Source organism: Erwinia aphidicola (assembly GCF_014773485.1).
Lineage (GTDB): Bacteria > Pseudomonadota > Gammaproteobacteria > Enterobacterales > Enterobacteriaceae > Erwinia > Erwinia aphidicola.
Genome location: NZ_JACXBP010000004.1, coordinates 236665 through 263145 on the forward strand (window position 1 = coordinate 236665; position 26481 = coordinate 263145).

Below are 26481 nucleotides of genomic sequence, written 5' to 3' on the forward strand. Positions count from 1 at the left end.
TGTGACTTTGGGGCGAACCCTAAAATCTTCTGTGATGTAGGGGCTGACCCTCTTTTCCGGTCAGCCCGCAGCGCCTGGTTAAGCCTGCTGCGGTTACTGTTTCTTCAGAGCCTGGCTTAGCGTCCAGAACTCGCGGCGCTCTTCTGCGCTCAGTACGTGCGTGCGGTCACGAGCAATCAGCTCTTCCAGCCGACGCTCCAGCGCGTCATCGTACATACTGCCCAGCGCATCCTTAAACATGGTGTCCACTTCGTCATCTACTATCATGTGGTTCCATGTTGCCAGGGTTTCAAGGCTCTGGCTAAATTTTGTGCCGCGGTATAACTCTAGTAGCTGTCCGGTCGTCAGGCCAGGTTGAGCAACGCAAGTGCTCACTAACTCAACGAACAGCGGAAAACCGGGTAAATCCGACTGCTCCAGCCCATCAAGCGAGGGCACCATCATCGCCAGCTGCGGGTTCTGGATCAGCAGCCCAATAAGTATACGCATGGTTGTGCGTTTTAGCTGGGGCTGCGCGGGCGGTTTCGCATTTTCCGCTTGCTTTGGCAGCAGCTTCTCCAACTGGCTATCGTCAAGGATCCCCAGCTTGTTGCCCAGCTCCTGACGCAGGTAGATGCGCAGCGTCTCGCCCGGCACCTGACTAATCAGCGGCAGGGCCAGGGTGCTGAGCTGCGCGCGGCCGTCCGGCGAGCGCAAATCGACCTGCGGCATCAGCGTATCGAACAGAAACCCGGAGAGCGGCATTGCCTGCTCCATCCGCGCTTCAAACGCCTCTTTACCCTCTTTACGCACCAGCGTATCCGGGTCTTCGCCGTCAGGCAGGAACATAAAGCGTAGCTGACGACCGTCATTCATGTAAGGTAATGCGGTTTCCAGCGCACGCCAGGCTGCCTCGCGGCCTGCACGGTCACCGTCGTAACAGCAAATCACGGTGTTGGTGGCGCGGAACAGCAGCTGAATATGTTCAGCTGTGGTGGAGGTCCCCAGCGAGGCCACGGCGTAATCCACGCCAAACTGCGCCAGCGCCACCACGTCCATGTACCCTTCAACCACCAACAGCTTAGGCGGTTCAGGATAATTTTTTTGTGCTTCATACAGGCCGTACAGCTGGCGGCCTTTATGGAAAATATCGGTTTCCGGCGAGTTGAGATATTTCGGCATCCCGTCGCCGAGTACCCGGCCACCAAAGCCAATCACCCGCCCACGCTTATCGTGGATAGGAAACATCACGCGCTCACGGAAGCGATCGTAGCTGCGGCCCTGATCGTTGGTGACCAGCATACCGGCGTCGATCAGCGACTGGCGGTCATCAGGATTACGGCCAAAGCGTTTAAGCGCGTTGTCCCAGCCCGCAGGGGCGAAACCGATAGAAAAATGCTTAATGACCTCTTCGCTTAGCCCGCGCTGCGCCAGATATTCACGCGCGCCTGCCGACTGGCTTTGAGCCAGCGCCTGCTGATAGAAATCGCGCAGACCGGTCATTAACTGATAAAGACTTTGACGCTGGTGACGCTCAAGCTGGCTGGGACCGTTACCGCTTTCATACGGCACTTCCAGACCATACAGGGTCGCCAGTTCTTCGATGCTTTCGACAAATTCCAGACGATCGTAATTCATCAGGAAGTCGATGGCGTTGCCGTGTGCACCGCAGCCGAAACAGTGATAAAACTGTTTCTCGCCGTTTACCGTGAAGGAGGGGGTTTTCTCATTATGGAAAGGGCAGCACGCGTGATAGTTTTTACCCTGCTTTTTCAGCTTCACCCGGGCATCAATAAGATCCACGATGTCCGTGCGTGCGAGTAAGTCATTGATAAATACGCGTGGAATTCTTCCTGCCATAAGCCCCGGTTGATCAGCTCATAAACGACAACAAGCCGCGCATTCCTTTCGGAAGCACGGCCTGATAACTACTAACTGGTCTGTATAACGAGAGGGCGAACCCTCAGGCTACTAGTACAGACGAGTGCGGCGTGCGTTTTCGCGAGCCAGTTTCTTCGCGTGGCGTTTTACTGCAGACGCTTTAGCGCGCTTACGTTCGGTAGTAGGTTTTTCATAAAACTCACGACGACGAACTTCAGCCAGAACGCCTGCTTTCTCACAAGAACGCTTGAAGCGACGCAGTGCTACGTCGAATGGCTCGTTTTCACGTACTTTAATTACCGGCATGTAACTCTCACCTCGATAAATTCGGTTTTGCTGCTGACATCGGTGCCAGCTCATTTCAAAATGGTGCGGAATTTTACTCCAACACAGGCTGCGTTGTAAAGCACCATAGCTTAATGTAACCAACAGATGCGCCTGTGCGGCTGCCGGTTTTTTTCAGGGGGCTGATTATACACGAAACCAGCGTCCCTGGTGGGAAAAAAAACGCCTTATTGGTCAAGGCATAACCGCTGAGTCGCTAAAATTGCCGCCCGGCAAAGCGCCGTCATGCTACACTGCGCGCCGCAAGAATGAGGTGAAAAAGCCATGCGTGTTCTCGGAATTGAAACATCCTGCGATGAAACCGGTATTGCCATTTATGACGATGCGGCCGGTTTGCTCGCTAATCAACTTTATAGCCAGGTAAAGCTCCACGCCGACTACGGTGGTGTGGTCCCCGAACTGGCTTCGCGCGATCACGTGCGTAAAACGGTGCCGCTGATCCAGGCCGCGCTGAAAGAAGCCGGGCTGCAGGCGCAGGATATCGATGCGGTGGCCTACACTGCCGGCCCGGGCCTGGTCGGTGCGCTGCTGGTTGGCGCCACCATTGGTCGCTCGCTGGCGTTTGCCTGGGATGTTCCGGCGATTGCCGTGCACCATATGGAAGGGCACCTGCTGGCTCCGATGCTGGAAGATAACCCGCCCGAGTTTCCGTTTGTCGCGCTGCTGGTTTCCGGCGGCCATACGCAGCTGATCAGCGTCACGGGCATCGGTGAATACACCCTGCTGGGCGAATCCATCGATGATGCGGCAGGCGAAGCCTTTGATAAAACCGCCAAGCTGCTGGGGCTAGACTATCCCGGCGGCCCGATGCTGTCGAAAATGGCGCAGCAGGGAGTGGAAAAGCGCTTTGTCTTCCCGCGCCCGATGACCGATCGCCCGGGGCTGGATTTCAGCTTCTCCGGCCTGAAAACCTTCGCGGCAAATACCATTCGCGATAATGACAGCAGCGAACAGACTCGCGCTGACATCGCGCGCGCTTTTGAAGATGCCGTCGTCGATACGCTGGCAATTAAATGCCGCCGTGCACTCGACCAGAGTGGTTTTAAGCGCCTGGTGATTGCCGGGGGCGTCAGCGCTAACCGCACGCTGCGCAGTAAGCTGGCAGAGATGATGCAGAAGCGGGGCGGCGAAGTGTTTTATGCGCGCCCGGAATTTTGTACCGATAACGGCGCGATGATTGCCTATGCAGGGATGGTGCGGATGAAAGGTGGTGCGCATGCGGAGCTGAGCGTCACGGTGCGCCCGCGCTGGCCGCTGGCAGAGTTACCTGCTATTTAACTGCTCGCCTGTTGTGGGTCAGGCATGCCTGGCCCATCAGCACATTCACCGCGTTTTTGTCGGGGTTAAGTAACCCACTTACCGATGCGAATTCACCGTGATTTGGCAGGGGTGAGGCATGCCTCGCCCGTATCTTTACGGATCCTTTCTCTTCTTCTTCCAGATCTTGGTTTCCTGCCCGCGCCACAGGCGCTGAATATTGTCGTGATGACGCAGCAGGATCAGGCAGGAGAGCATGGCGACCGGGAAGGTAAACTGCGGTTTAAACCACCAGACGTAGAACGGCGCGATCAGCGCGCTGATAATCGCCCCCAGCGAAGAGTAGCCGCTCAGCAGTACCGTCAGCAGCCAGGTCCCGGTCATCAATCCCGTTAAATCCCAGCCGATAGGCGCGATAGCACCAAAGGCAGTGGCGACGCCTTTACCGCCTTTGAACTTAAAGAATACCGGGTAGATATGGCCAAGACAGGCCGCAATGGCGGTCAGACCGAGGTAGAGCGGGGTGACGCCGAAGCGATACGCCAGCCAGACCGGCAGCATGCCTTTAAGCACATCAAACACCAGCACCATGGCTGCCGCACCTTTACCGCCGATGCGCAATACGTTAGTGGTGCCGGGGTTGCGCGAACCGTGGTGGCGAGGGTCCGGTAATCCAAACAGCCGGCAAACCAGAATCGCGCTGGAGATGGAGCCACACAGATACGCGAAAATGATCATACCAAGCGCGAATACACTCATAACTCTATTCCGTCTTGTTGGGGTCGTCTTAAAGTCTGCATCCGTGGATAATACGCATAAACCGCCGGGGATGATATCCGGCAACCGTAAAAACAGAGAGCCGTATCATGGATATTGTATTTATAGATCACCTGTCCGTCATCACTACCATTGGCGTTTACGACTGGGAACAGACGATTCAGCAGAAGCTGGTGTTCGATGTCGAAATGGCGTGGGACAACCGCAAAGCCGCGGCCAGCGATGACGTCAATGACTGCCTGAGCTATGCCGACGTCTCACAGGCGATTATCGATCACGTTGCCAACGGTAAATTCGCACTGGTTGAGCGCGTTGCGGAGGAGATTGCCACGCTGTTGCTGGCTCGATTCGCCTCGCCGTGGGTGCGGATTAAGGTCAGCAAACCGGGAGCAGTCGCTCAGGCGCGTGAGGTCGGGGTGATCATCGAACGCGGGACTAATCCGAAATAAACGCAATCTCATTGCCATGACAATGAAACCAAACCACATTATGGTCTGTCTTAAGGTTGCCCTAATTCAGTCCGGGCACAATTTGGCGGTAGCGCAAAGCGACCGCCTTTTTAATGGTTTTAACTTGGTTAGAGGTAGAATTTGATGGCAGATATTCATCAGCTATGGGTGGCAGCAATACTCGGCATTGTTGAAGGGTTGACGGAGTTCCTTCCTGTTTCCTCCACCGGGCACATGATCATTGTCGGTCATCTGTTAGGTTTTGAAGGCGAGAAAGCAGAGACTTTCGAAGTGGTTATCCAGCTTGGTTCAATTCTGGCCGTGGTGGTGATGTTCTGGCGCCGTCTGTTTGGCCTGATCGGTATTCACTTCGGCAAAGAGCCGCATGAAGGTACCGGTACCGGCAAATTAACGCTGATTCATATTCTGTTGGGTATGGTGCCGGCGGTAGTCATTGGTCTGCTGCTGCACGACCAGATCAAAACGCTGTTTAACCCGGTTAACGTGATGTATGCGCTGGTGGTCGGTGGCGTGCTGCTGATCGCGGCGGAGCTGCTGAAGCCGAAGCAGCCAAAAGCCGTGGGCGTGGATGATATTACCTATCGCCAGGCATTCGTGATTGGCTGTTTCCAGTGTCTGGCGCTGTGGCCGGGCTTCTCGCGTTCCGGTGCGACCATTTCCGGCGGGATGCTGATGGGCGTGAGCCGCTATGCGGCTTCTGAGTTCTCTTTCCTGCTGGCCGTGCCGATGATGATGGGCGCTACCGCGCTGGATCTCTATAAGAGCATGGGCTTCCTGACCATGGCCGACTTCCCGATGTTCGCCGTCGGTTTTGTCACCGCCTTTATTGTCGCGCTGATCGCGATCAAGACCTTCCTGCACATCATCAAACGTATCTCGTTTATCCCGTTTGCTATCTACCGCTTTATTATCGCGGCAGCGGTTTACGCGGTGTTTGTTCTGTAAAAACTACCTGTAGGGGCCGATCTTTTGTTTCGATCGGCCCTGGGGTCGTTTGATTCGATCAGCCCTGGGGTCGTTTATTTCGGTCGGCCCGTTACGATGTTATGACGACTTCCACTGTTCCAGCGCGGCCACTCGCCGCCGCGTTAGCTCTTCTCTGACTTCGCTGCCCTTGAATCCGGCCTCAACCACCTCTTTGGTCGACACGCTTTGTGCCACCCGCCAGGCGGTGCGCAGGTAGTCGCCCTGCGGATAAGGATTGCTTTCAAAACCGGTGCGCCCACGCGCATCGGCTTCGCTGGTGATAGCAATCTGCTCAACGCGCTGCGGCTTACGCCAGGCATCCACGCGGTCAAACAGGGCAATCAGCGTAGCGGCTGACTGATTCTGTACGGTGTGCACCAGATCGTGAAATTCGGTAACCAGCAGGGCAAGGTCGCGCACGGTATTCGGCACGCGCAGGCGCTCGCACAGCGCGGCAACCAGCGGCACGCCAGCCGGGCCGTGCCCGTGGTGGCTGGGCCACCTCTCCGGCGGCGTCAGGCCTTTGCCGACGTCGTGAAACAGCGTGGCGAAGCGAATATCCAGCTCCGGGCTGAGCTGGGCGGCCATCGCCAGCGTCATCAGCGCATGCACCCCGGTGTCAATCTCCGGGTGCCATTTGGCCGGGGCCGGCACGCCATACAGATTATCCAGCTCGGGGAACAGCACCGCCAGCGCACCGCAGTCGCGCAGCACCTGGAAATAGACCTGCGGGTTGCGGGTGAGCAGGGCGCTCTCCGTCTCTTTCCATACGCGTTCCGCCGTCAGATGCGCCAGCTCGCCGCTTGCCGCCATGGCGCGCATCAGCGCCATGGTTTCGTCAGCGACGCGGAAATTGAGGTGGGCAAAACGTGCCGCAAAGCGCGCCACGCGCAGTACGCGCAGCGGATCTTCGTTGAATGCGGCCGAAACATGGCGCAGCAGGCGCAGCTTAAGGTCTTCACGCCCGCGATAAGGGTCGTAAAAGTTGCCGTCAGCGTCCTGGGCAATGGCATTGATGGTCAGATCGCGTCGGGCCAGATCCTGCTCCAGCGTGACGTCGGGCGCGGCATAGCAGACGAAGCCGGTATAACCGCTGCCGGACTTACGCTCGGTGCGCGCCAGCGCATACTCTTCGTGGCTGGAAGGGTGCAGAAATACCGGGAAATCGCGGCCAACCTGCTCGTAGCCAGCATCCAGCATCTGCTGGGGAGAGGCTCCCACCACCACCCAGTCTTTGTCTTTCAGCGGCAAATTCAGCAGTCCATCGCGCACGGCGCCGCCGACAAGGTATGTTTTCACTGCGGGTCTCCACAAAGCGGATAATCGGAATTAACCGATCATTAATCGGAACACTATAACATCCATGTTGCACAAATGATAAATCGCAGGCACGACAAAAAGGGCATCCGCAGATACCCTGATTTGTCATCGTTTGGATTAATTCATCCAGCGGTCGCTTTTCTTCCTGCGCGGGATCATATGCGGCAACAGCAGGCCAAGCAGCAGGCCAACACCGGCTACGCCGCCGCCGTACATAAACCACTGCATAATGATGGTGCGCTGTTTATCGTCAAGCTGTACGTTGGCGGCATCCACTTTCTTTTTCGCCACCACCAGCTGGTTTTTCAGCTGCTGATTCTCTTCTTTCAGGCTGTTGATCGCCCCATCGCTGCCGGCGACTTTTTTCTGCATCTCGGCGGTGCGTTCGTTCCAGCTACCGTCGATATTGGCCAGTTTGGCCGTCAGGTCTTTGACCTGCTGCTCCAGCTGCGGCACGCGCGAACGCAGGCTTGGCTGCTCGCTCAGCTGTGCCAGCGGGATCCAGGTGGTGCGCCCCTGGCTGTCACGGATTTGCCCATATTTGCTATTGTCGTTTGACTGCAGCAGGGTGACTTCTTCGCCGGCGTTCAGGGTGCCGATCAGGCGATAATCATTGCCAGGACCGCTGCGGACCCAGGTGGAAAGCTCGTCGGAAATGTAGCGTTTTTCTTCAGCATGAACCGATGTTGCAACGCTAAAAGTGAGTAAAGTCAGTCCAATAAGGTGAGTTTTATTCATTCGAACTCTTATTCGTAAGTGCTGGAAAAAAGTAAAGGCACAGTCTGGAGCGGCCTCGCAGAAAGCTGAATGAGAACTATCCTGGTCTCAGAGAGCGTGAGAGCGGGCACGCGAAAGCGTAATAAAGCAGAGACAGCCCTGTCGCTTGTGCATTACTCTTCGGGTTAAGCTACCTGTCATAAAGCAGGCATAATCAGTTACCTTAACCGTTTACCGTGCCGTTAACGACGTAAATAAGACAATATGACCATCGAAATCGAATTAAAGTTCATCGCCGCGGCAGAAGCTGCATCAAAAATTGCCGATAAACTGGCGAACTGGCCTCACCAGCACAGCGCGGGGCAGAAGCTCACCAACATCTACTTTGAAACCGACGACAGCCAGCTGCGCCGCTGGGATATGGGCCTGCGCATCCGCGGCTTTGGCGACAGCTACGAGATGACGCTAAAAACCGCCGGGCAGACGGTGGGCGGGCTGCATCAGCGGCCGGAATACAATGTGGCCCTCGGCCAGCCTGAGCTCGATATCGCCCTGCTGCCTGCCGACGTCTGGCCTGCAGGCACCGACGTGGCCGCGCTGCAACAGCGCCTCAACGCGCTGTTCAGTACCCATTTCGTGCGCGAAAAGTGGGTGGTTACTTACCTGCAAAGCGAGATTGAAGTGGCTTACGACTGCGGGGAAGTCAGTGCCGGTGCGTTAAGCGAGCCGCTGCGAGAAATCGAGCTGGAGCTGAAAAGTGGCCAGCGTGACGATCTGCTGGCCTTTGCCGCCGAGCTGGCCACGCTGGAGGGCCTGCGCCTCGGCAGCCTGAGCAAAGCCGCACGCGGCTATGCGCTGGCGCAGGGCAATCCACCGCGCCCGCTGCGCCCGGTTCCGCTGCTGAAGGTCAAGCCGAAAGCAACGGTAGAAGAGGGGATGCGCAGCGGGTTCCTGCTGGCTCTCAGCCAGTGGCAGTATCACGAAGAGCTGTGGCTGCGCGGCGTCAGCGGCGCACTGCCGCAGATCAAGGATGCGCTGGAGACGCTGCGTCAGGTCTTCTCTCTGTACGGCGCGCTGGTTCCGCGCAAGGCCAGCAGCGATCTGCGCCAAAAACTGACCGTGCTGGAAGAGGCGCTGCTGGAAGAGAATGTCAGCGCTGAAAAGCTCTGTTTCAGTCCGGTCTGGCTGGAGACCCAGTTAGCGCTTACTAACTGGATCGTCACCGAAGGCTGGCGTGCGTTTGTCGATCAAAAGGCGGATGCCAAGCTGCAGGGCTCATTTAAACGCTTCAGCGATATCATGCTCGGGCGCATTGCCGCCGACCTGAAAGAGACCTTCGCTCACGTCAACCATTCGGGCGAGTATCAGGACAAACTGACGCGCCTGCATCGCCAGCTGCTGGCCGTTCATCTGCTGGCCGGTGCCTATCAACCTGATGTGGTCAACAGCTGGCTGCAAAGCTGGCAGCAGCTGCAGCAGGCGATTGTCAGCCAGCAGGAAGTGTGGCTGGACAGTCATCGCCAGCAGGCGCTGAAACAGGCGGCGTTCTGGAAGAACGGCAGCGTGTAAAACCTTTGGCGTGCGGCTTTTTATAAGGGAGTGATTATGTTGCCATCGTTACTGACCGGGCAGATCGCACTGCTCGATCCCATTTTCAGCGGGGCCAGTGAACAGCAAAAGGCGGTGCTGGCATTTAGCGATTTTATCAGCGATAACCTGGCAAAATGCCCCGACTGGTGGCAGCAGATCCAGCAGCAGCCGCCGCAGCCGGATGAATGGCAACACTATCTGCAGTGGTTACAGACGCAGCTGGCCGCGGCGCAGGATGAAAATGCGCTGATGCGCGAGCTGCGCCTGTTCCGCCGCCATATGCTGACGCGTATCGCCTGGATGCAGACGCTGGCGACCAGCAGTACAGAGCAGAGCCTGCGCCAGCTGAGCGAGCTGGCGGAGACGCTGATAGTCGCCGCCCGCGACTGGCTGTGGCACGCCTGCTGCCGCGATTTCGGCACGCCGGTGAATGCCGCCGGGGAGCCGCAGCCGCTGCTGATCCTCGGTATGGGCAAGCTGGGCGGTGGCGAGCTTAATTTCTCCTCTGATATTGACCTGATCTTCACCTGGCCGGAAAACGGCACCACCCAGGGGGGCCGCCGCGAGCTGGATAATGCGCAGTTCTTCACCCGCCTTGGGCAGCGCCTGATTAAGGTGCTGGATCAGCCCACCGTGGATGGCTTTGTTTACCGTGTGGATATGCGCCTGCGCCCGTTTGGCGACAGCGGCCCGCTGGTGCTGAGCTTTGCCGCGCTGGAAGATTATTACCAGGAGCAGGGGCGCGACTGGGAACGCTACGCGATGGTGAAAGCGCGCCTGATGGGCGACAGCGACGACCGCTGGAGCGAAGAGCTGCGCCAGACGCTGCGCCCGTTTGTCTTTCGCCGCTACATTGATTTCAGCGTGATCCAGTCGCTGCGCAATATGAAAAGCATGATCGCGCGTGAAGTACGGCGGCGCGGGCTGACCGATAACATCAAGCTGGGCGCTGGCGGTATCCGCGAAACCGAATTTATCGTGCAGGTCTTCCAGCTGATACGCGGCGGTCGCGAACGATCGCTGCAAATGCGCTCCTTATTGCCGACGCTGCACGCGATTGGCGAGCTGCATCTGCTGCCGCAAGGGCAGGTTAGCCAGCTGCGCGATGCCTATCTGTTCCTGCGTCGCCTGGAGAATCTGTTGCAGAGCATCAACGACGAACAGACGCAGACGCTGCCGGTGGCTGAGTTGGACCGCGCCCGCCTTGCCTGGGCGATGGATTTCAGCGACTGGCAGGCATTGCATGACCAGCTTGATATCCATATGGCGCAGGTGCGCACCATCTTTAACGATCTGATCGGCGACGATAGCTCAGAGAGCGGCGACAGTCGCGACGCGGGTGAATACGGCGTGCTGTGGCAGGATCAGCTGGAAGAAGCCGAGCTGGCACCGCTGGTGCCGCATCTCGACAGCGCCGCCCGCCAGCTGCTGTGGCGCACCATCACCGAATTCCGCCTGGATGTGGATAAACGCACCATTGGTCCACGCGGCCGCCAGGCGCTGGATCAGCTGATGCCGCGCCTGCTGAGTGAAGTGGTGCCGCGCGATGATGCCCCGGTTACGCTCAGCCGCCTGACCCCGCTGCTGCTAGGCGTGGTCACCCGCTCGACCTATCTCGAACTGCTGACCGAATTCGACGGCGCGCTGAAACATCTGATCCGCCTGTGCGCCGCCTCACCGATGGTTGCCAGCCAGCTGGCGCGCCACCCGCTGCTGCTTGATGAGCTGCTCGACCCGGCCACGCTGTACCAGCCGACCGCCACCGATGCCTACCGCGACGAGCTGCGCCAGTATCTGCTGCGCATCCCGGAAGAGGACGAAGAGCAGCAGCTGGAGGCGCTACGCCAGTTTAAACAGGCGCAGCATCTGCGCATTGCCGCCGCCGATATCGCCAAAACCCTGCCGGTCATGAAGGTCAGCGACCATCTGACCTGGCTGGCAGAAGCGATGATCGAAGCGGTGGTACAGCAGGCATGGAATATGATGGTGCAGCGCTACGGTCGCCCGACGCACCTGACCAGCGACAGCGAGCGGGGCTTCGCCGTGGTCGGCTATGGCAAGCTGGGCGGCTGGGAGCTGGGCTACAGTTCCGATCTCGATCTGGTATTCCTGCACGACTGCCCGGTGGATGCCGTGACGCTGGGTGAGCGCAGCATCGACGGGCGCCAGTTTTACCTGCGCCTGGCGCAGCGCGTGATGCATCTGTTCAGCACCCGCACCTCCTCCGGCATTTTGTATGAAGTCGATGCGCGCCTGCGCCCGTCCGGTGCGGCGGGGATGCTGGTCAGTACCTTCGATGCCTTCGATGATTATCAGCGCAATGAAGCCTGGACCTGGGAGCATCAGGCACTGGTGCGGGCGCGCATTGTGTTTGGTGATGGGGCGCTGAGTCAGCGCTTTGACCAGATCCGCCGTGGCATTCTTTCGCTGCCGCGCGAGCCTGACGCGCTGAAAACCGAAGTGCGGGAAATGCGCGAGAAGATGCGCGCGCACCTTGGGCACAAGCATAAAGGGCGCTGGGATCTGAAAGCGGATGAGGGCGGTATCACCGATATTGAATTCATTACGCAATACCTGGTCTTACGCTACGCCGCCCAGGATCCGACGCTGACGCGCTGGTCCGATAACGTGCGCATCCTCGAACTGTTGGCAAATGGCGACAAGATGGCGCAGGCCGAGGCGCAAGCGCTGACCCAGGCCTACGTTTCGCTGCGCGATGCGCTGCACCATCTCGCTTTGCAGGAGCTGCCGGGGCACGTAGAGGAGAGCGCATTCAGCGCGGAAAAGGCCCAGGTCAATGCCAGCTGGCAGAAGTGGCTGGGAGCCTGAGTGGGTGTTCGGCGCGTGATGATGGTCAGCAGCAAGTTGTGCTATCATCGCGCGCATAATTTTTCCTGTTTAAACTGCAGTCTGGAGTGTCTGGAATGAAAATTACACTGCCCGATTTTTCGCGCGCGGGTGTTCTGGTGGTTGGCGATGTGATGCTGGATCGCTACTGGCACGGCCCAACCAGTCGCATCTCCCCAGAGGCCCCGGTGCCGGTGGTCAAAGTGGACCATGTGGAGGAGCGCCCGGGAGGCGCGGCCAACGTGGCGATGAATATCGCTTCTCTCGGTGCCGGTTCGCGTCTGGTGGGCCTGACCGGGATTGATGAAGCCGCGCAGGCGCTGAGCGCGACCCTGGCCGGGGTGAACGTGCGGTGTGATTTCGTGGCGGTGCCGACGCATCCAACCATTACCAAACTGCGCGTGCTGTCACGCAGCCAGCAGCTGATCCGCCTCGATTTTGAAGAGGGCTTTGACGGGGTTAATCCGGAGCCAATGCACGAGCGCATCCGTGAGGCGCTGCCGAAAATTGGTGCGCTGGTGCTGTCTGACTACGCCAAAGGCGCGCTGGCCAGCGTTGAAACCATGATCGCGCTGGCACGCGAAGCGGGCGTACCGGTGCTGGTCGACCCGAAAGGGACTGATTTCTCACGTTATCACGGTGCAACGCTGCTGACGCCAAACCTCTCCGAGTTCGAAGCGGTGGTGGGCAAATGTAAAAGCGAAGCGGATATCGTCGAGCGCGGTACGGCACTGATGCAGCAGCACGGCCTGTCGGCGCTGCTGGTCACGCGTTCCGAGCACGGTATGACGCTGCTGCAGCCGGGCAAAGAGCCATTCCATATGCCAACTCAGGCGCAGGAAGTGTTCGACGTTACCGGTGCCGGTGATACGGTGATTGGCGTACTGGCGGCCGCGCTGGCGGCAGGCAATACGCTGGAAGAGAGCTGCTTCCTGGCGAATGCCGCGGCGGGCGTGGTGGTCGGTAAATTGGGGACCTCGACGGTTTCCCCGGTTGAACTGGAGAACGCCATTCATGCGCGCCCTGAATCCGGCTTTGGCGTGATGGATGAAGCACAGCTGATTGCTGAAGTCGCCAAGGCGCGCCAGCGCGGCGAGAAAGTGGTGATGACCAACGGCGTGTTCGACATTCTGCACGCGGGCCACGTCTCCTATCTTGCCAATGCGCGTAAGCTGGGGGATCGCCTGATTGTGGCGGTCAACAGCGATGCTTCAACCCGTCGCCTGAAGGGCGAAACGCGCCCCGTAAACCCGCTGGTCAATCGTATGATCGTGCTGGGTGCGCTGGAAGCTGTGGACTGGGTCATCGGTTTTGAAGAGGACACGCCACAGCGGGTGATTGCTGAGGTGCTGCCGGACCTGCTGGTGAAAGGCGGAGACTATAAGCCGGAAGATATCGCGGGCAGTAAAGAAGTGTGGGCTAACGGCGGTGACGTGCGGGTGCTGAACTTCGAAGACGGTATTTCAACCAGTAATATCATCAAGACAATTATTTCAGGCACCGGTAAAAGCTGATAGCTGGCGGCTGCCCTTGCGGGCAGCCGCTTAACTCACTCAGTTTGGCGCTTTCGGCTCGCTGGTGGCCGCTGTTGCAGAGGTCGCTGGTGTTGCGGAAGCCGCTGGCGTTGCAGCTGTAGCAGGCTGTGCCACTTTCGCTTCCAGCTCGGCCAGGCGTTGTTCCAGCGCGGCCAGTTTCTCACGCGTGCGCAGCAGCACCTGAGTCTGCACATCAAACTCTTCGCGATTCACCACGTCCAGACGGGTTAACTGCGCCTGTAATGTCTGGCGAATTTTCTTCTCCACATCATCACCCAGCTCGCGGATCCCTTTCGGCATGGAGTCATGGACCTGACGGGCCAGTTGTTCAATTTTTTTTGCGTCGATCATAGCGGCTTCCTGGTAGCAGCGGGTTTTACCTTAGTGTAATCCCTGACGCTAAAAGGTTAAACCTGAAATGAATAAACAGGAAATGCCTTAGTCATCTGCTGACAATCTATTTGATGTTTTTGTTCGTTGCTCTGCTACTTTTTCAGCGTTATGATGTTTTTGCTTATTCTCAGGGCGGGGCGAAATTCCCCACCGGCGGTAAATCAGCTGACGCTGAAAGCCCGCGAGCGCTTCAGGAGCAATTCTGAAGGACAGCAGACCCGGTGTGATTCCGGGGCCGACGGTTAGAGTCCGGATGGGAGAGAGTAACGAATCTTGTCGGGCTTTTGCCTGCCTCGCGTTATTTTTTGTCACTGCATGACACTCCTAAGCACGCCCTGGTTCTGGTAACCCATAAATTAATTAAGGTTTTTTTACCATGAATCAGTCGCTACTTTCTGAATTTGGCACGCCTGAACAGCGTGTAACCCGTGCTATCGAAGCGCTGCGCGCTGGCCGCGGTGTGATGGTTTTAGACGATGAAGATCGTGAGAACGAAGGCGATATGATCTTCGCCGCGGAAACCATGACCGTTGAGCAGATGGCGCTGACCATCCGTCACGGCAGCGGTATTGTTTGCCTGTGTCTGACCGAACAGCGTCTGCAGGAGCTTGAGCTGCCGATGATGGTGCAGGACAACACCAGCGCTTACGGTACGGGTTTTACCGTGACTATCGAAGCCGCCAAAGGTGTCACCACCGGCGTTTCTGCTACTGACCGCCTGACAACCATCCGCACCGCGATTGCCGATGATACTAAGCCGAGCGATCTGAATCGCCCTGGCCATGTATTCCCGCTGCGCGGCCGTGCTGGCGGCGTGCTGACCCGTGGTGGCCACACCGAAGCGACCATTGACCTGGTGACGCTGGCCGGCTTCAAGCCTGCGGGCGTGCTGTGTGAGCTGACTAACGACGATGGCTCAATGGCACATGCCCCTGAAGCAATCGTGTTTGCTAAGCAGCACGACATGCCGGTTGTGACCATCGAAGACCTGGTGGCTTACCGCCGCAGTCACGAGACGCGTCAGGCCAGCTAAATCCCCGTCATACTTCAAGCTATGTGGGCGTTGGCTACATTACTCGGCCCATCCCTGGGCCGCGCCCCTGCGGGGGCGCTGTAAACAGCGTTCAAATCTGCTCCAGGCAGAGTTGTCGCGCACCCCGGTCACGTACTCATCTACGCTCCCGGGGGATTATTTCCCTGAATCTCAGGGGGCAGAAATTCACTTCCCCGTTCCCCTTCAAATTTTCTGAATATCTCCGTCAGGCTTATCCAGGTTCATCCGTGAAATAAAGCGCGTAATGTAGGCGTCATTGAGCACAATATTGCCTGGAGTTTTAACATGAGCCACTCACGTATGCCCGCGCTTTTCCTTGGACACGGCAGCCCGATGAACGTGCTGGAAGAGAATATCTACACTGAAACCTGGCGTGAGCTGGGTAAAACGCTGCCGCGCCCGAAAGCGATTATTGCGGTTTCCGCACACTGGTATACGCGTGGCACCGCAGTCACTGCGATGGAGAAACCGCGCACTATCCATGACTTCGGCGGTTTCCCGCAGGCGCTGTTCGATACCCACTATCCGGCACCGGGTTCGCCCGCGCTGGCACAGCAGGTTGCCGATGCGCTGGCTCCGGTAGCGGTAGAACTCGACCGCGAGTGGGGTTTTGACCACGGCTCCTGGGGCGTGCTGATCAAGATGTATCCCGATGCCGATATTCCGGTCGTGCAGCTGAGCGTTGACGGTACCAGGCCGCCTGCTTACCACTTTGAGCTGGGCCGCAAGCTGGCGGCGCTGCGCGAACAGGGCATCATGATCGTGGCCAGCGGTAACGTGGTGCACAACCTGCGCATGGTGCGCTGGGGCGGCGATGCCGCAGCCTATCCCTGGGCGGAGTCGTTCAATCAGTACGTGCGCGATAATCTGAGCTGGGAAGGAGAATCAGAGCAGCATCCGCTGGTGAACTTTATGCAGCATGAAGGCGCCGCCTTGTCGAACCCGACGCCGGAGCACTATCTGCCGTTGCTGTATGTGCTGGGCGCACGCGCCGCGGGCGAGGCGATAGCGATCCCGGTGGACGGGATTGTGATGGGGTCGTTAAGTATGTTGTCGGTGCAGGTGGGATAACAGGCTATTTTGCTCACCATTTTGTTGGGATTGGGCAGTGCTCGCTCTCCTCAGGTACTGATGTACGTTGAGGGAGCTGTGCGCTGGCCGCACCCAAACTGGCATCGCCAATAACGCCTGTTGGTAACCTTATTGTAAGCGATTTCCAGGGGCGGACCTTATGTTGCGGCCCGCCCGCCACAGCGCGCGATTACTCGATAAACGCGTGCGGATAAAATCGTGACAGATCCTGGGTGATCAAGTCGCGATCCTCGCGCAGACCAATTCCTGCTGGCCGATCGTTGATCAGCCACGAACCAATCAGCGTATAGCTATCGCCAAACTTCGGCAGCGGATGAAACTGCTGTACGATCATTCCTTCCTCACCGTACGGACCGTCAACGCGGGCAATCTCCTGACCGTTTTCCACAATGCGAATATTCGCGCCTTCACGGGAAAACAGCGGCTTCACCACGTATTTATCCATGTGCGGCACGTTGTCTTCGGCAAAGTAGGCGGGTAACAGATTGGGGTGATCCGGGAACATCTTCCACAGCAGCGGCAGCAGCGCTTTATTAGAAATAATGCTCTTCCAGCCCGGCTCCAGCCAGCGCACGCCCGCATCGGCCAGCTTGGTGGAGAACACCTCGCGCAGCATAAATTCCCACGGGTAGAGTTTGAACAGATTGGCGATCACCTGGTCATGCTGATCGGTAAACTGCCCTTTCTCGCCGAGGCCAATCTCATCCATATAGAGGAATTCGCTCGGCAGGCCCGCTTCGGTAGCGCAATCCTGCAGATACTGCACCGTGCCGCGATCTTCATCGGTATCGCGGCAGCAGGCGAAGTGCAGCCAGCTGAATCCGTGCTGCTGGTGCAGCTCGGCGAAGCGCTCGATTAGCTTCTCCTGCAGGCTGTTAAACTGGTCGCTGCCGACCGGCAGCTGGCCGGCGTTCAGCTGGTCCTCCAGCCACAGCCACTGGAAAAAGGCCGCTTCATACAGCGAAGTTGGCGTATCCGCGTTGTTTTCCAGCAGCTTAGGTGGCGACACACCATCCCAGGCGAGATCGAGGCGGGAGTAGAGCGACGGCTGGCCGCTTTTCCACGACTCGCGCACGAAGTCCCAAGTGTGTTTGGGGATGCGAAACTTCTCCAGCAGCTCGTCGCTGCCGACCACCATCTCTACCGCCTGCAGGCACATCTGATGCAGCTCGCTGGTGACATCTTCCAGCGTCTCAATCTGCTCTAAGGTGAACTGGTAATAGGCATCTTCACACCAGTACGGCTCGCCGTGCATGGTGTGAAAACGAAAACCAAACTCCGTGGCCTTTTCCCGCCAGTCTGGGCGTTCAGTGATGGCAATACGCTTCATCAGCGATTAGCCCCCAAAGCTGCGGCTGGAGCCGGAAGCCGCGCTGCTGCGTGACATGCTGGTCTGCTTGGCAACGCTTTCACCAAAGCCGCCGCGCATTACGGTGCTGGTAGTGGCAGGTTTTGGTGCCATGGCGGATTTAGGCACCGTCATGGTACGGCCAGGGGTAGCTGCGCCGTAGCTTTTGCCGCTGGCATCAACGAATTTGCCGTTGGCCGGGCTGGCTGGGTTTTTAGAGGAGAACAGCGGCTGCTGCTGGCCCATACCGCCGCCCATCATGCGGCCCATCATGTAACCGGCCATCAGCGGCATCCAGAAGCTGCCGCTGGACTGAGATTCAGCATTGGTGGTGCCCACGCCAGCCTGAGCCGGAGCCTGCTGACACTGGCCTTCACCGAATTCCGCCACGCAGTCTTCGCGGGTGGCATATTTCGGTGCGGTTTTCACCGCCTCTTCTTTAGCTTTGTTATAGGCCGTGGTGCACTGCTCGCTCTTGCCCGGGTTGGCGCTCGAACAGTCATCGGCGTTCATATAAGTCGAGACGGTCTCGTCTGACTGCTCACAACCGGCCAGCATAAATACGGCGGTAACCGCCAGCGCCACCGGCGTTAAATGGCGTGCGCTCCAGCTTTTGCGAAAGGAGGCATGATTAATCTGTTTAGTCCGTTTCATCACTTTTCGTCCTGTGCCCAAAGGTAGTGCATAGGATAGGGGAATAGCGGTGAAAAATGAAGCGATGAGGCGCGACAGACCGGGGATCTTTACTTAGCTATACGTTTGATTGTGAAGGAGAGGTTAAGACAGGTGGGATCGAAATAAAACGGGGCAGCGTTGGCTGCCCCGCGGGGAGATTACTGACTGAACGGATTGCCGCTGCTGCGGTTTGCTGCCGGGCGGCTGGTGGCTGCTGCCTGGCGCGCGGCCGGGGCGCTTTCATTGCCGTCGACGCGGGCAACCTGCTGTGGATTTTCTGGTGCCACAGCTTCCGGTGAGGTATTGATATCCTTGCCCAGATGATTATTCAGCGTCGCCAGATCCTGCTCGTTCAGCGTACCGAGCGCAGATTTGATGTTCAGCTGGTTGATCATATAGCTGTAGCGGGCGTTAGCCAGCTTCTGCTTTGCGTCATACAGCGTGGTGGTCGCATCCAGCACGTCAACGATGGTACGGGTACCTACGGAGTAACCCGCTTCCATTGCATCCAGCGAGCTCTGGGCAGAAACCACGGCCTGCTTGTACGCTTCGATGCTGCTGATGGAGGCATTCACGTTGTTAAACGAGGAGCGGACGGTCTGCACGGCGGAGCGGTGCGCGCCTTCCAGCTGCTCGCTGGCTGCCACAAACGCATACTGCGCCTGCTTCACCTGTGACGACACCGAGCCGCCGCTGTACAGCGGCAGGTTGAAGCTTAAGCCAACCTGGTTGCTACCGCTGATGTTGTCGTTATTGGTGGCGCGATCGCCGCTGTAACGGTTGTTCGACAAACCGGTTGACGCGGTCAGGTCTACGGTTGGCATATGGCCAGTTTCCGCAGAGCGGATCTGCTCACGCGCCAGGTCTTGCGACAGACGGGCAGAGAGCAGGCTGAGGTTGCGGCTCTCGGCCTCTTTCAGCAGCGCGTTAACCGGCTGTGGCTTCTCGGTTTTGAAGTTATCAACGTTAAGCGAGGCGAGGCTCGGGTAGTAATTCCCGGTCACCTGGCGCAGCGTTTCAACCGCGTTATCAAGATCGTTACGCGCCGTCACTTCGTTGGCCAGCACGGTGTCGTACTGTGAGCGCGCATTCTGCACGTCGGTGATGGCGACCAGGCCCACGTTAAAACGCTGAGTGGTCTGATCCAGTTCACGGTAGATCGACTGTTTCTGCGCTTCGGTGTAGGAGAGGGTATCAATCGCATTCAGCACGTTGAAATACGCTGTCGCGGTGTTGAGGATCAGCGTTTGCTGCGCGGTCTGATAAGTGACATCCTGAATCCCGGCGGTTTTTTCCTGCAGGGTCAGCGCGCGCCATTTTGACATATCAAAAATGGTCTGAGTCAGCTGCAGTGAGGTGCTTTTCGAGGTGCTGTTCGAATCGCGCGCGTCGCGGTAGCCGTTGTTGTAGCTGTAGTCGGCACCCAGCCCCAGCTGAGGTAACAGCGGGCTACGTGCTTCATTAATCTTCTCAAATGCCGCATCACGATCGGCTGCTGAGCTACGAAGGTCAGGATTGGATAAACGAGCCTGCTGATACACCTGCAGCAGGTTCTCAGCCTGGCTGGCAACACTGAAGCCGCCCAGGCTCAGACCGATGAGTAAAGGGAGCAGTTTGTTCATTTGCATTCCTTGTAGTGCAGCAAAATTGCTATGGTAGCGCTGACGTAAGCCAAAAATTATCGCCGATGATAGCAGAGAGTTCCGAGAAGGTAAGTTGGCTGAAAGTGCCATCCTGCCTTAATTTACTTAAATATTTCATTAAGAACCAGACATCAGGCGGATTACGATTGCATTTTACGTTTTGGCCACCATTTCACAGGAGCTGTTGTTATGGCAACAAGTAACAAATACCCGGTGACTTTCACCAAAAACGATGTAGAAATTATTGCACGAGAGACCCTCTATCGTGGTTTTTTTTCGCTGGAGCGCTACCGCTTTCGTCACCGCTTGTTTAATGGCGGGATGAGTGGTGAAGTATCACGAGAAATTTTGGAGCGCGGTCATGCCGCAGTGCTGCTACCCTATGATCCGCTGCGCGACGAAGTGGTGTTAATCGAGCAGATCCGTATCGCCGCTTACGACACCAGCCCAACGCCGTGGGTGCTTGAACTGGTGGCGGGGATGATGGAACCGGGTGAAACGCCGGAAGAGGTCGCCAGACGCGAAGCGCTGGAAGAAGCCGGGCTGACTCCCGGGCGCATTAAACCCATAATTAACTACCTCTCCAGCGCGGGAGGAACCTCAGAACGCCTTGCGGTGTTTGTGGGAGAAGTGGATGCCAGCGTGGCGCAGGGAAACCACGGTCTGGAGGAAGAGAATGAGGATATTCTTGTGCATGTGGTCAGCCGTACTCAGGCTTACCAGTGGGTGGAACAGGGGAAAATAGATAACGCCGCTGCTGTCATTGCTTTGCAATGGCTGGAGCTGCACCATAAACAGCTTTGTGATGAATGGAACCCCGAATAATGAAACGTTATGTCCCTGACTTTCCAGAAATGATGCGCGTTTGCGAAACCAATTTTGCGCAACTGCGTCGCCTGTTGCCCAAAGAGGACCAGGCGGGGGAGTCCGTGACGTATCAGGTTAATGGCGCCAGTTACCAGATAACTATCCTGGAATCAACGCGCTACACCACGCTGGTTGAGGTAAAACAGACCGCACCGGCCGTCAGTTACTGGAGCCTGCCATCGATGTCGGTTCGCCTGTATCATGACGCGATGGTGGCGGAAGTGTGTTCCACTCAGCAGATCTACCGCTTTAAAGCACGCTATGATTATCCAAATAAAAAGCTGCATCAGCGTGATGAAAAGCATCAGATTAACCAGTTTCTTGCGGACTGGCTGCGCTACTGTTTGTTCCATGGCGCAATGGCAGCCCCGGTTTTTTAGAACGCTGCGACAATTTCAGAGCGAGTTAAGGACTTTGATTGGATAGCCTGTTAAAACTTCCTGTGGCGAGTGGGTCCAGAGTCAGGATTTTACAGATAACGGATACCCACCTTTTTGCAGGTAAACACGAAACGTTACTCGGTGTGAACACCTGGGCCAGTTATGACGCGGTACTGGAGGCGATCGCCGCCGGGCAGCGTCATTACGATCTGATTGTCGCCACTGGCGACCTGGCGCAGGATCACTCGGTCGAAGCCTATCAGCATTTTGCTGAGGGTATTGCTCGCCTGCCGGCTCCCTGCGTCTGGCTGCCCGGCAATCACGACTTTCAGCCGGCGATGTTCAGCACGCTGGCGGAGTCGAGTATTGCCGATGAAAAGCAGGTGCTGGTGGGCGATCGCTGGCAAATCGTGCTGCTGGACAGCCAGGTGTTCGGCGTCCCGCACGGTGAGTTAAGTGACTACCAGCTGGAGTGGCTGGAGCGCGCGCTGGCCGCTGAACCCCAGCGCCACACGCTGGTACTGCTGCATCATCATCCCCTGCCTTCCGGCTGCTCCTGGCTCGATCAGCACAGCCTGCGCAATCCGCATATGCTGGATGCGGTATTACAGCGCTACCCGCTGGCAAAAACCTTGCTGTGTGGGCATATTCATCAGGAGCTTGACCTCGACTGGCACGGACGGCGCGTGCTGGCCAGCCCGTCCACCTGCGTCCAGTTTAAACCCCACTGCACCAACTTCACCATTGATGCGGAAGCGCCGGGATGGCGCTGGCTGGATCTGTATGATGACGGACGGCTGGAAACCGAAGTTCAGCGTCTGGCTACCCGCAAATTTAACCCCGATCTCGACTCAGAAGGATACTGATCGATGGCAACCCTGCTCTATCTGCACGGTTTCAACAGCTCTCCGCAGTCGGCAAAAGCGACCATCTTTAAACAGTGGCTGGCGCAGCACCACCCAAAAATTACCCTGCATGTGCCGCAACTGCCGGCATTTCCCGCTGAGGCTGCGGCCCTGCTGGAGGAGTTTGTCATGAAGTCGGCGGGCGAACCGCTGGGTATTATTGGCTCTTCCCTTGGCGGCTATTATGCCACCTGGCTGTCGCAATGCTTTGCGCTGCCTGCGGTGGTGGTGAACCCGGCGGTACGCCCGTTTGAGCTGCTGGCGGATTACCTTGGCAATAATGAGAACCCATACACCGGCCAGCAATATGTGTTAGAGTCTCGCCATATTTACGATCTAAAAGTGATGCAGATTGACCCGTTAGAGTCGCCGGATTTGATCTGGCTGCTGCAACAAACGGGCGATGAAGTGCTCGACTACCGCCAGGCTCTGGACTACTACAGCGCCTGTCGTCAAACGGTAGAAGAGGGCGGAAACCATGCTTTTATCGGATTCGAACGCCATTTCTCCGCAATGATCGATTTCCTGGGCTTCCGGGACTGAGATAAGCCGGAGTCTGGACACGCATTTTTAGCCATTATCAATCAGATTGTAACGATGACTCAATCCAGCTATAACGCTGATTCCATTGAGGTTCTCAGCGGCCTTGAACCCGTGCGTCGCCGCCCGGGCATGTACACCGATACCGTGCGCCCTAACCATTTAGGTCAGGAAGTGATCGACAACAGCGTGGATGAAGCGCTGGCCGGTCACGCCAAGCGCGTGGAAGTGATTTTGCACGCCGATCAGTCGCTGGAAGTTATCGACGACGGGCGCGGCATGCCGGTGGATATCCACCCTGAAGAGGGCGTGCCGGCCGTTGAGCTGATTTTCTGCCGCCTGCATGCCGGGGGCAAATTCTCCAACAAAAACTACCAGTTCTCCGGCGGCCTGCACGGCGTGGGGATCTCGGTGGTTAACGCCCTCTCCAAACGCGTGGAAGTGACCGTACGCCGTAATGGCGAAATCTACGAAATGGCGTTTGAGAACGGCGATAAGGTTCAGGACCTGGTGGTAACCGGCACCGTCGGTAAACGCAACACCGGCACCCGCGTGCAGTTCTGGCCTGATGAATCCTTCTTCGACAGCCCGCGCTTCTCGGTTTCGCGCCTCAGCCACTTGCTGAAAGCCAAAGCGGTACTCTGCCCGGGCGTAGAAATTGTCTTTAAAGACAAGCTGAACAATACCGAACAGAGCTGGTGCTACGCCGATGGTCTGACCGACTATCTGATGGAGGCGGTTAACGGCCTGCCAACGCTGCCGGAAAAAGCTTTTGTCGGTGCTTACGCCGGAGATGTGGAAGCGGTGGACTGGGCGCTGCTGTGGCTGCCGGAAGGCGGTGAGTTGCTCACCGAAAGCTACGTTAACCTGATCCCGACCATGCAGGGCGGCACGCACGTTAACGGTCTGCGTCAGGGCCTGCTGGATGCGATGCGCGAGTTCTGCGAGTTCCGCAATATCCTGCCGCGCGGCGTGAAGCTGTCGGCGGAAGATATCTGGGATCGCTGCGCCTACGTGCTGTCGGTCAAAATGCAGGATCCGCAGTTTGCCGGGCAGACCAAAGAGCGCCTCTCTTCGCGCCAGTGCGCCGCCTTTGTTTCCGGCGTGGTGAAAGATGCCTTCAGCCTGTGGCTGAACCAGAACGTGCAGGCGGCAGAAATGCTGGCCGAGCTGGCCATTTCCAGCGCTCAGCGCCGCATGCGTGCCGCCAAGAAAGTGGTGCGTAAAAAGCTCACCAGCGGTCCGGCGCTGCCGGGCAAGCTGGCGGACTGTACCGCGCAGGATCTCAGCCGTACCGAACTGTTCCTGGTGGAAGGGGACTCGGCGGGCGGATCGGCCAAGCAGGCGCGCGATCGTGAGTATCAGGCGATCATGCCGCTCAAGGGTAAGATCCTGAACACCTGGGAAGTCTCTTCGGACGAAGTGCTGGCGTCGCAGGAGGTGCACGACATCTCGGTGGCGATCGGTATCGATCCCGATAGCGAAGATCTCAGCCAGCTGCGCTACGGTAAGATCTGTATCCTTGCGGATGCGGACTCCGACGGTCTGCACATTGCGACCCTGCTGTGCGCGCTGTTCGTGCGTCACTTCCGTACCCTGGTGCAGAACGGCCACGTCTATGTTGCCATGCCGCCGCTCTACCGTATTGACCTGGGCAAAGAGGTCTATTACGCGCTGGATGAGGAAGAGAAAGAGGGCGTGCTGGAGCAGCTGAAGCGCAAGAAGGGCAAACCTAACGTACAGCGCTTTAAAGGGCTGGGCGAAATGAACCCGCTGCAGCTGCGTGAAACCACCCTCGATCCCAATACCCGCCGTCTGGTGCAGCTGACCATCAGCGAAGAGGACGTGGCGCAGACCCTGGCAGTGATGGATATGCTGCTGGCGAAAAAGCGCTCCGAAGATCGCCGCAACTGGCTGCAGGAGAAAGGCGACACCGCGGAAATCGAGGTTTAACGCTTCGTAGTGGCATTAACAGTCAGCCCGAAGTGGAAACCCCCTTCGGGCTGAGTTTTTATTATTCGCCGGCCAACCTCGGCAGATTGCGCTGAATATCGTTAATTAAAATGCTGGTGGCGTTAATTTCCTGGCCGCCATTACACCACTTCAGGCGACAGAAAGCGTGTATTTCCACAGGATTGCCTCACTTTCTCTTTTATAAGTTAAGTTGCATTGAAAGCCGAATGTATAAATTTGATTTCAAACTTCAGCGTTGAAACAGCTTACTGTTAAGAAAAATATGAAGTAATCCCATGGCTCCATGAGCGAAAAAATAGATTTCAACAAACGTTGTCAGATTTTTATGCCAGTGTATCACGCTATGCGCCAGCGGGTTTTGCGCAGCATTCAAGAGAAACCAGATCCCCCCGGAAAGGGCAACGCCCAGCAGTGACAGCACGCCCAGCCCCTGAATGGTGGCAGCGATACCTCCTGAATGGGCTTCAGGCAGACGCAGGCGCTTCAGCGTGGCGATATCTTGCGCAATGTCGCTAAAATCAAAATGTAACCAGGAAAAATAATAGCGCGCACCGCGCTGCGCTAACATCCAGCCCAGCATGAGGGCGCCCAACATAATTAGAGAGAACCCGGAAATAACATGCATCCAGGTGATAATGCTCGTCAGGCCTTGCTCATCCAGCGCTTCCCGTTCAGTAAAGTTAGAATTAATAATCTGCGCAAGGATCATCAGCGCAACGAGAATATGCAGGCCGCGAAAAAATGGCGCATCTGCGTGCGGTAGCGAGATCCTGATAGCTTTATTCACGAGGGTTTTCCCGTTAATTTTGTTCTTCTGGCTGATGCTAGCGATTGTGACAAGGAATGATTAAATTAACCTTAATGAAAAAATGAAGGATGATATTGAGTCTGGCAAAACAGACCTGCGGCCGGACGCGGGCTAAAACGGCATGTTTTTTATCAACTTCTGTTAGAATTGATACGCCATTCGCATCCAGTTGGGTGCGCTCTTCTAACCACAAGGCCCTCTCGTGAAAATCACCCTTGAAGAGTTACGCGCGTGGGTGGTGGTGGTCGACACCGGTTCGATCACCGCTGCTGCAGACCAGCTAAACCAGACCACCTCCGGCATCAGCCGTGCGCTGAGTCGCCTGGAGAGCAAGCTGCAGACCACGCTGCTGCACCGCACCACCCGCCGTATTGCGCTGACTGAGGAAGGGCAGATCTTCCTGGAGCACGCCCGCCAGATTATTCGTTCGGTAGAGACTGCCGAAGAGCAGATCGCCCAGCGGCGAGAAATCCCTTCCGGGCGCCTGCGCGTCAATGCCGCCACGCCGTTTATGCTGCATGTGATTGTGCCGCTGATGGCGGAGTTTTCACGCCGCTACCCGCTGATCCAGCTGGAGTTAAATACTGATGAGGTGGTGATCGACCTGCTGGAGCAGCAGACCGATATCGCTATCCGCATCGGCGACCTGCGCGACTCCACCATGCACGCGCGCGCGCTCGGCAGCAGTAAGCTGCGGCTGATGGCCAGCCCGGACTATCTTGCCCGCCACGGTACGCCGCACAGCGTGGCAGATATGGTGGAGAATCATCAGCTGCTGGGCTTTAGCAATCTCGATCAGCACAACGTCTGGCCGGTGTGGCGTTCGGAAGGGGTGTTTTTGCAGATCAAACCGACGGTGTTTGCCTCCAGTGGCGAAACGCTGCGCCAGCTGGCGGTTAACGGCATGGGGATTACGCGTATTTCTGATTTTCTCAGCCGCGAGGATCTGGCTGAAGGCCGGTTAATCCCGGTGCTGGTTGCTGAAACGCACGAGATGCGCCATCCCATCCATGCGGTTTACTACCGCAACAGCACGCTGTCGACGCGCATCAGCTGTTTTCTGGACTACCTCAGCGAACAGTTCGCCAGCAAAACGCTGTTATAGGACGTTCAAGGGC

24 protein-coding genes and 1 riboswitch are annotated in these 26481 nt (G+C 57.4%); of the genes, 14 read left to right on the top strand and 10 right to left on the bottom strand.

Going from position 1 to position 26481, the window contains the following annotated elements; translation table 11 throughout:
- Positions 1–93: 93 nt before the first annotated feature.
- A complete protein-coding gene (dnaG, locus tag ID864_RS11240) occupies positions 94–1839 on the bottom strand; it encodes a DNA primase (protein WP_048914566.1) in 1746 nt (581 codons plus the stop codon).
- A 111-nt stretch (positions 1840–1950) separates the two neighbouring features.
- Positions 1951–2166: a 30S ribosomal protein S21 gene (gene rpsU / locus ID864_RS11245; protein ID WP_001144069.1), complete on the bottom strand. Its 216-nt coding sequence runs from the start codon at positions 2164–2166 to the stop codon at positions 1951–1953.
- Positions 2167–2469: 303 nt separating this feature from the next.
- Between rpsU and tsaD the strand changes: the two genes are divergently transcribed.
- The gene (gene tsaD, locus ID864_RS11250) at positions 2470–3483 is read left to right on the top strand and encodes a tRNA (adenosine(37)-N6)-threonylcarbamoyltransferase complex transferase subunit TsaD (RefSeq protein WP_187497846.1); all 1014 of its coding nucleotides are present in this window, start codon (positions 2470–2472) and stop codon (positions 3481–3483) included.
- A 135-nt stretch (positions 3484–3618) separates the two neighbouring features.
- On the opposite strand, the gene plsY is transcribed toward tsaD, so the two are convergent.
- Positions 3619–4221, bottom strand: coding sequence for a glycerol-3-phosphate 1-O-acyltransferase PlsY (gene plsY / locus ID864_RS11255; protein WP_191149846.1), 603 nt, complete (start codon positions 4219–4221; stop codon positions 3619–3621).
- A 107-nt stretch (positions 4222–4328) separates the two neighbouring features.
- On the opposite strand from plsY, the gene folB reads away from it, so the two are divergent.
- Positions 4329–4688, top strand: a complete 360-nt coding sequence (gene folB / locus ID864_RS11260; protein ID WP_048914569.1) for a bifunctional dihydroneopterin aldolase/7,8-dihydroneopterin epimerase — start codon at positions 4329–4331, stop codon at positions 4686–4688.
- Positions 4689–4832: 144 nt separating this feature from the next.
- On the top strand, positions 4833–5654 hold the full coding sequence (gene bacA, locus ID864_RS11265) for an undecaprenyl-diphosphate phosphatase (protein WP_048914570.1): 822 nt from the start codon (positions 4833–4835) through the stop codon (positions 5652–5654).
- Positions 5655–5753: 99 nt separating this feature from the next.
- Here the strand turns inward: bacA and ID864_RS11270 are convergent, their stop codons facing one another.
- Both ID864_RS11270 and ID864_RS11275 read right to left on the bottom strand, forming a co-directional pair.
- Entirely contained in the window at positions 5754–6974 is a 1221-nt protein-coding gene (locus ID864_RS11270) for a multifunctional CCA addition/repair protein (protein WP_191149847.1), read from the bottom strand.
- Positions 6975–7112: 138 nt separating this feature from the next.
- Entirely contained in the window at positions 7113–7733 is a 621-nt protein-coding gene (locus tag ID864_RS11275) for a TIGR04211 family SH3 domain-containing protein (protein ID WP_048914572.1), read from the bottom strand.
- A gap of 243 nt (positions 7734–7976) precedes the next feature.
- Between ID864_RS11275 and ID864_RS11280 the strand changes: the two genes are divergently transcribed.
- The 3 genes from ID864_RS11280 to hldE all read left to right on the top strand — a co-directional run bounded on the left by ID864_RS11280 (position 7977) and on the right by hldE (position 13663).
- Positions 7977–9281: a CYTH domain-containing protein gene (locus tag ID864_RS11280; RefSeq protein WP_048914573.1), complete on the top strand. Its 1305-nt coding sequence runs from the start codon at positions 7977–7979 to the stop codon at positions 9279–9281.
- A gap of 36 nt (positions 9282–9317) precedes the next feature.
- Positions 9318–12131 (top strand): bifunctional [glutamate--ammonia ligase]-adenylyl-L-tyrosine phosphorylase/[glutamate--ammonia-ligase] adenylyltransferase, encoded by a 2814-nt coding sequence (gene glnE, locus ID864_RS11285; protein WP_191149848.1) that lies wholly within the window; start codon positions 9318–9320, stop codon positions 12129–12131.
- Positions 12132–12226: 95 nt separating this feature from the next.
- Positions 12227–13663, top strand: coding sequence for a bifunctional D-glycero-beta-D-manno-heptose-7-phosphate kinase/D-glycero-beta-D-manno-heptose 1-phosphate adenylyltransferase HldE (gene hldE / locus ID864_RS11290; protein WP_048914575.1), 1437 nt, complete (start codon positions 12227–12229; stop codon positions 13661–13663).
- Positions 13664–13702: 39 nt separating this feature from the next.
- On the opposite strand, the gene ubiK is transcribed toward hldE, so the two are convergent.
- The gene (ubiK, locus tag ID864_RS11295) at positions 13703–14035 is read right to left on the bottom strand and encodes a ubiquinone biosynthesis accessory factor UbiK (protein WP_191149849.1); all 333 of its coding nucleotides are present in this window, start codon (positions 14033–14035) and stop codon (positions 13703–13705) included.
- Positions 14036–14196: 161 nt separating this feature from the next.
- A riboswitch (FMN riboswitch) is annotated at positions 14197–14346 on the top strand.
- Between the two features lie 107 nt (positions 14347–14453).
- On the opposite strand from ubiK, the gene ribB reads away from it, so the two are divergent.
- Complete coding sequence (gene ribB / locus ID864_RS11300; RefSeq protein WP_048914577.1) at positions 14454–15110, top strand: 3,4-dihydroxy-2-butanone-4-phosphate synthase; 657 nt, start codon at positions 14454–14456, stop codon at positions 15108–15110.
- A 306-nt stretch (positions 15111–15416) separates the two neighbouring features.
- Complete coding sequence (ygiD, locus tag ID864_RS11305; protein WP_191149850.1) at positions 15417–16202, top strand: 4,5-DOPA-extradiol-dioxygenase; 786 nt, start codon at positions 15417–15419, stop codon at positions 16200–16202.
- A 190-nt stretch (positions 16203–16392) separates the two neighbouring features.
- Here the strand turns inward: ygiD and ID864_RS11310 are convergent, their stop codons facing one another.
- From ID864_RS11310 to tolC, 3 genes are all read right to left on the bottom strand, one after another.
- On the bottom strand, positions 16393–17553 hold the full coding sequence (locus ID864_RS11310; protein ID WP_191149851.1) for a glutathionylspermidine synthase family protein: 1161 nt from the start codon (positions 17551–17553) through the stop codon (positions 16393–16395).
- A gap of 6 nt (positions 17554–17559) precedes the next feature.
- Positions 17560–18225 carry a DUF1190 family protein gene (locus tag ID864_RS11315; RefSeq protein ID WP_048914580.1) on the bottom strand — a complete coding sequence of 222 codons (666 nt, stop codon included), beginning with the start codon at positions 18223–18225 and terminating at the stop codon, positions 17560–17562.
- Between the two features lie 179 nt (positions 18226–18404).
- On the bottom strand, positions 18405–19868 hold the full coding sequence (tolC, locus tag ID864_RS11320) for an outer membrane channel protein TolC (RefSeq protein ID WP_187497687.1): 1464 nt from the start codon (positions 19866–19868) through the stop codon (positions 18405–18407).
- 210 nt (positions 19869–20078) lie between these two features.
- Between tolC and nudF the strand changes: the two genes are divergently transcribed.
- The 5 genes from nudF to parE are packed head-to-tail and all read left to right on the top strand — an operon-like array spanning position 20079 to position 24534.
- The gene (gene nudF / locus ID864_RS11325; RefSeq protein WP_048914582.1) at positions 20079–20714 is read left to right on the top strand and encodes an ADP-ribose diphosphatase; all 636 of its coding nucleotides are present in this window, start codon (positions 20079–20081) and stop codon (positions 20712–20714) included.
- Positions 20714–21136, top strand: a complete 423-nt coding sequence (locus ID864_RS11330) for a DUF1249 family protein (RefSeq protein WP_048914583.1) — start codon at positions 20714–20716, stop codon at positions 21134–21136. Before nudF ends, ID864_RS11330 begins: the two co-directional genes overlap by 1 nt.
- 38 nt (positions 21137–21174) lie before the next feature.
- Complete coding sequence (gene cpdA, locus ID864_RS11335) at positions 21175–22002, top strand: 3',5'-cyclic-AMP phosphodiesterase (RefSeq protein ID WP_048914584.1); 828 nt, start codon at positions 21175–21177, stop codon at positions 22000–22002.
- Between the two features lie 3 nt (positions 22003–22005).
- The gene (yqiA, locus tag ID864_RS11340) at positions 22006–22584 is read left to right on the top strand and encodes an esterase YqiA (RefSeq protein ID WP_048914585.1); all 579 of its coding nucleotides are present in this window, start codon (positions 22006–22008) and stop codon (positions 22582–22584) included.
- A gap of 54 nt (positions 22585–22638) precedes the next feature.
- Complete coding sequence (parE, locus tag ID864_RS11345) at positions 22639–24534, top strand: DNA topoisomerase IV subunit B (RefSeq protein ID WP_048914586.1); 1896 nt, start codon at positions 22639–22641, stop codon at positions 24532–24534.
- A gap of 250 nt (positions 24535–24784) precedes the next feature.
- On the opposite strand, the gene ID864_RS11350 is transcribed toward parE, so the two are convergent.
- Entirely contained in the window at positions 24785–25342 is a 558-nt protein-coding gene (locus tag ID864_RS11350; protein WP_318153232.1) for a cytochrome b/b6 domain-containing protein, read from the bottom strand.
- Between the two features lie 223 nt (positions 25343–25565).
- Between ID864_RS11350 and ID864_RS11355 the strand changes: the two genes are divergently transcribed.
- The gene (locus tag ID864_RS11355) at positions 25566–26468 is read left to right on the top strand and encodes a LysR family transcriptional regulator (protein WP_048914588.1); all 903 of its coding nucleotides are present in this window, start codon (positions 25566–25568) and stop codon (positions 26466–26468) included.
- Positions 26469–26481 lie beyond the last annotated feature (13 nt).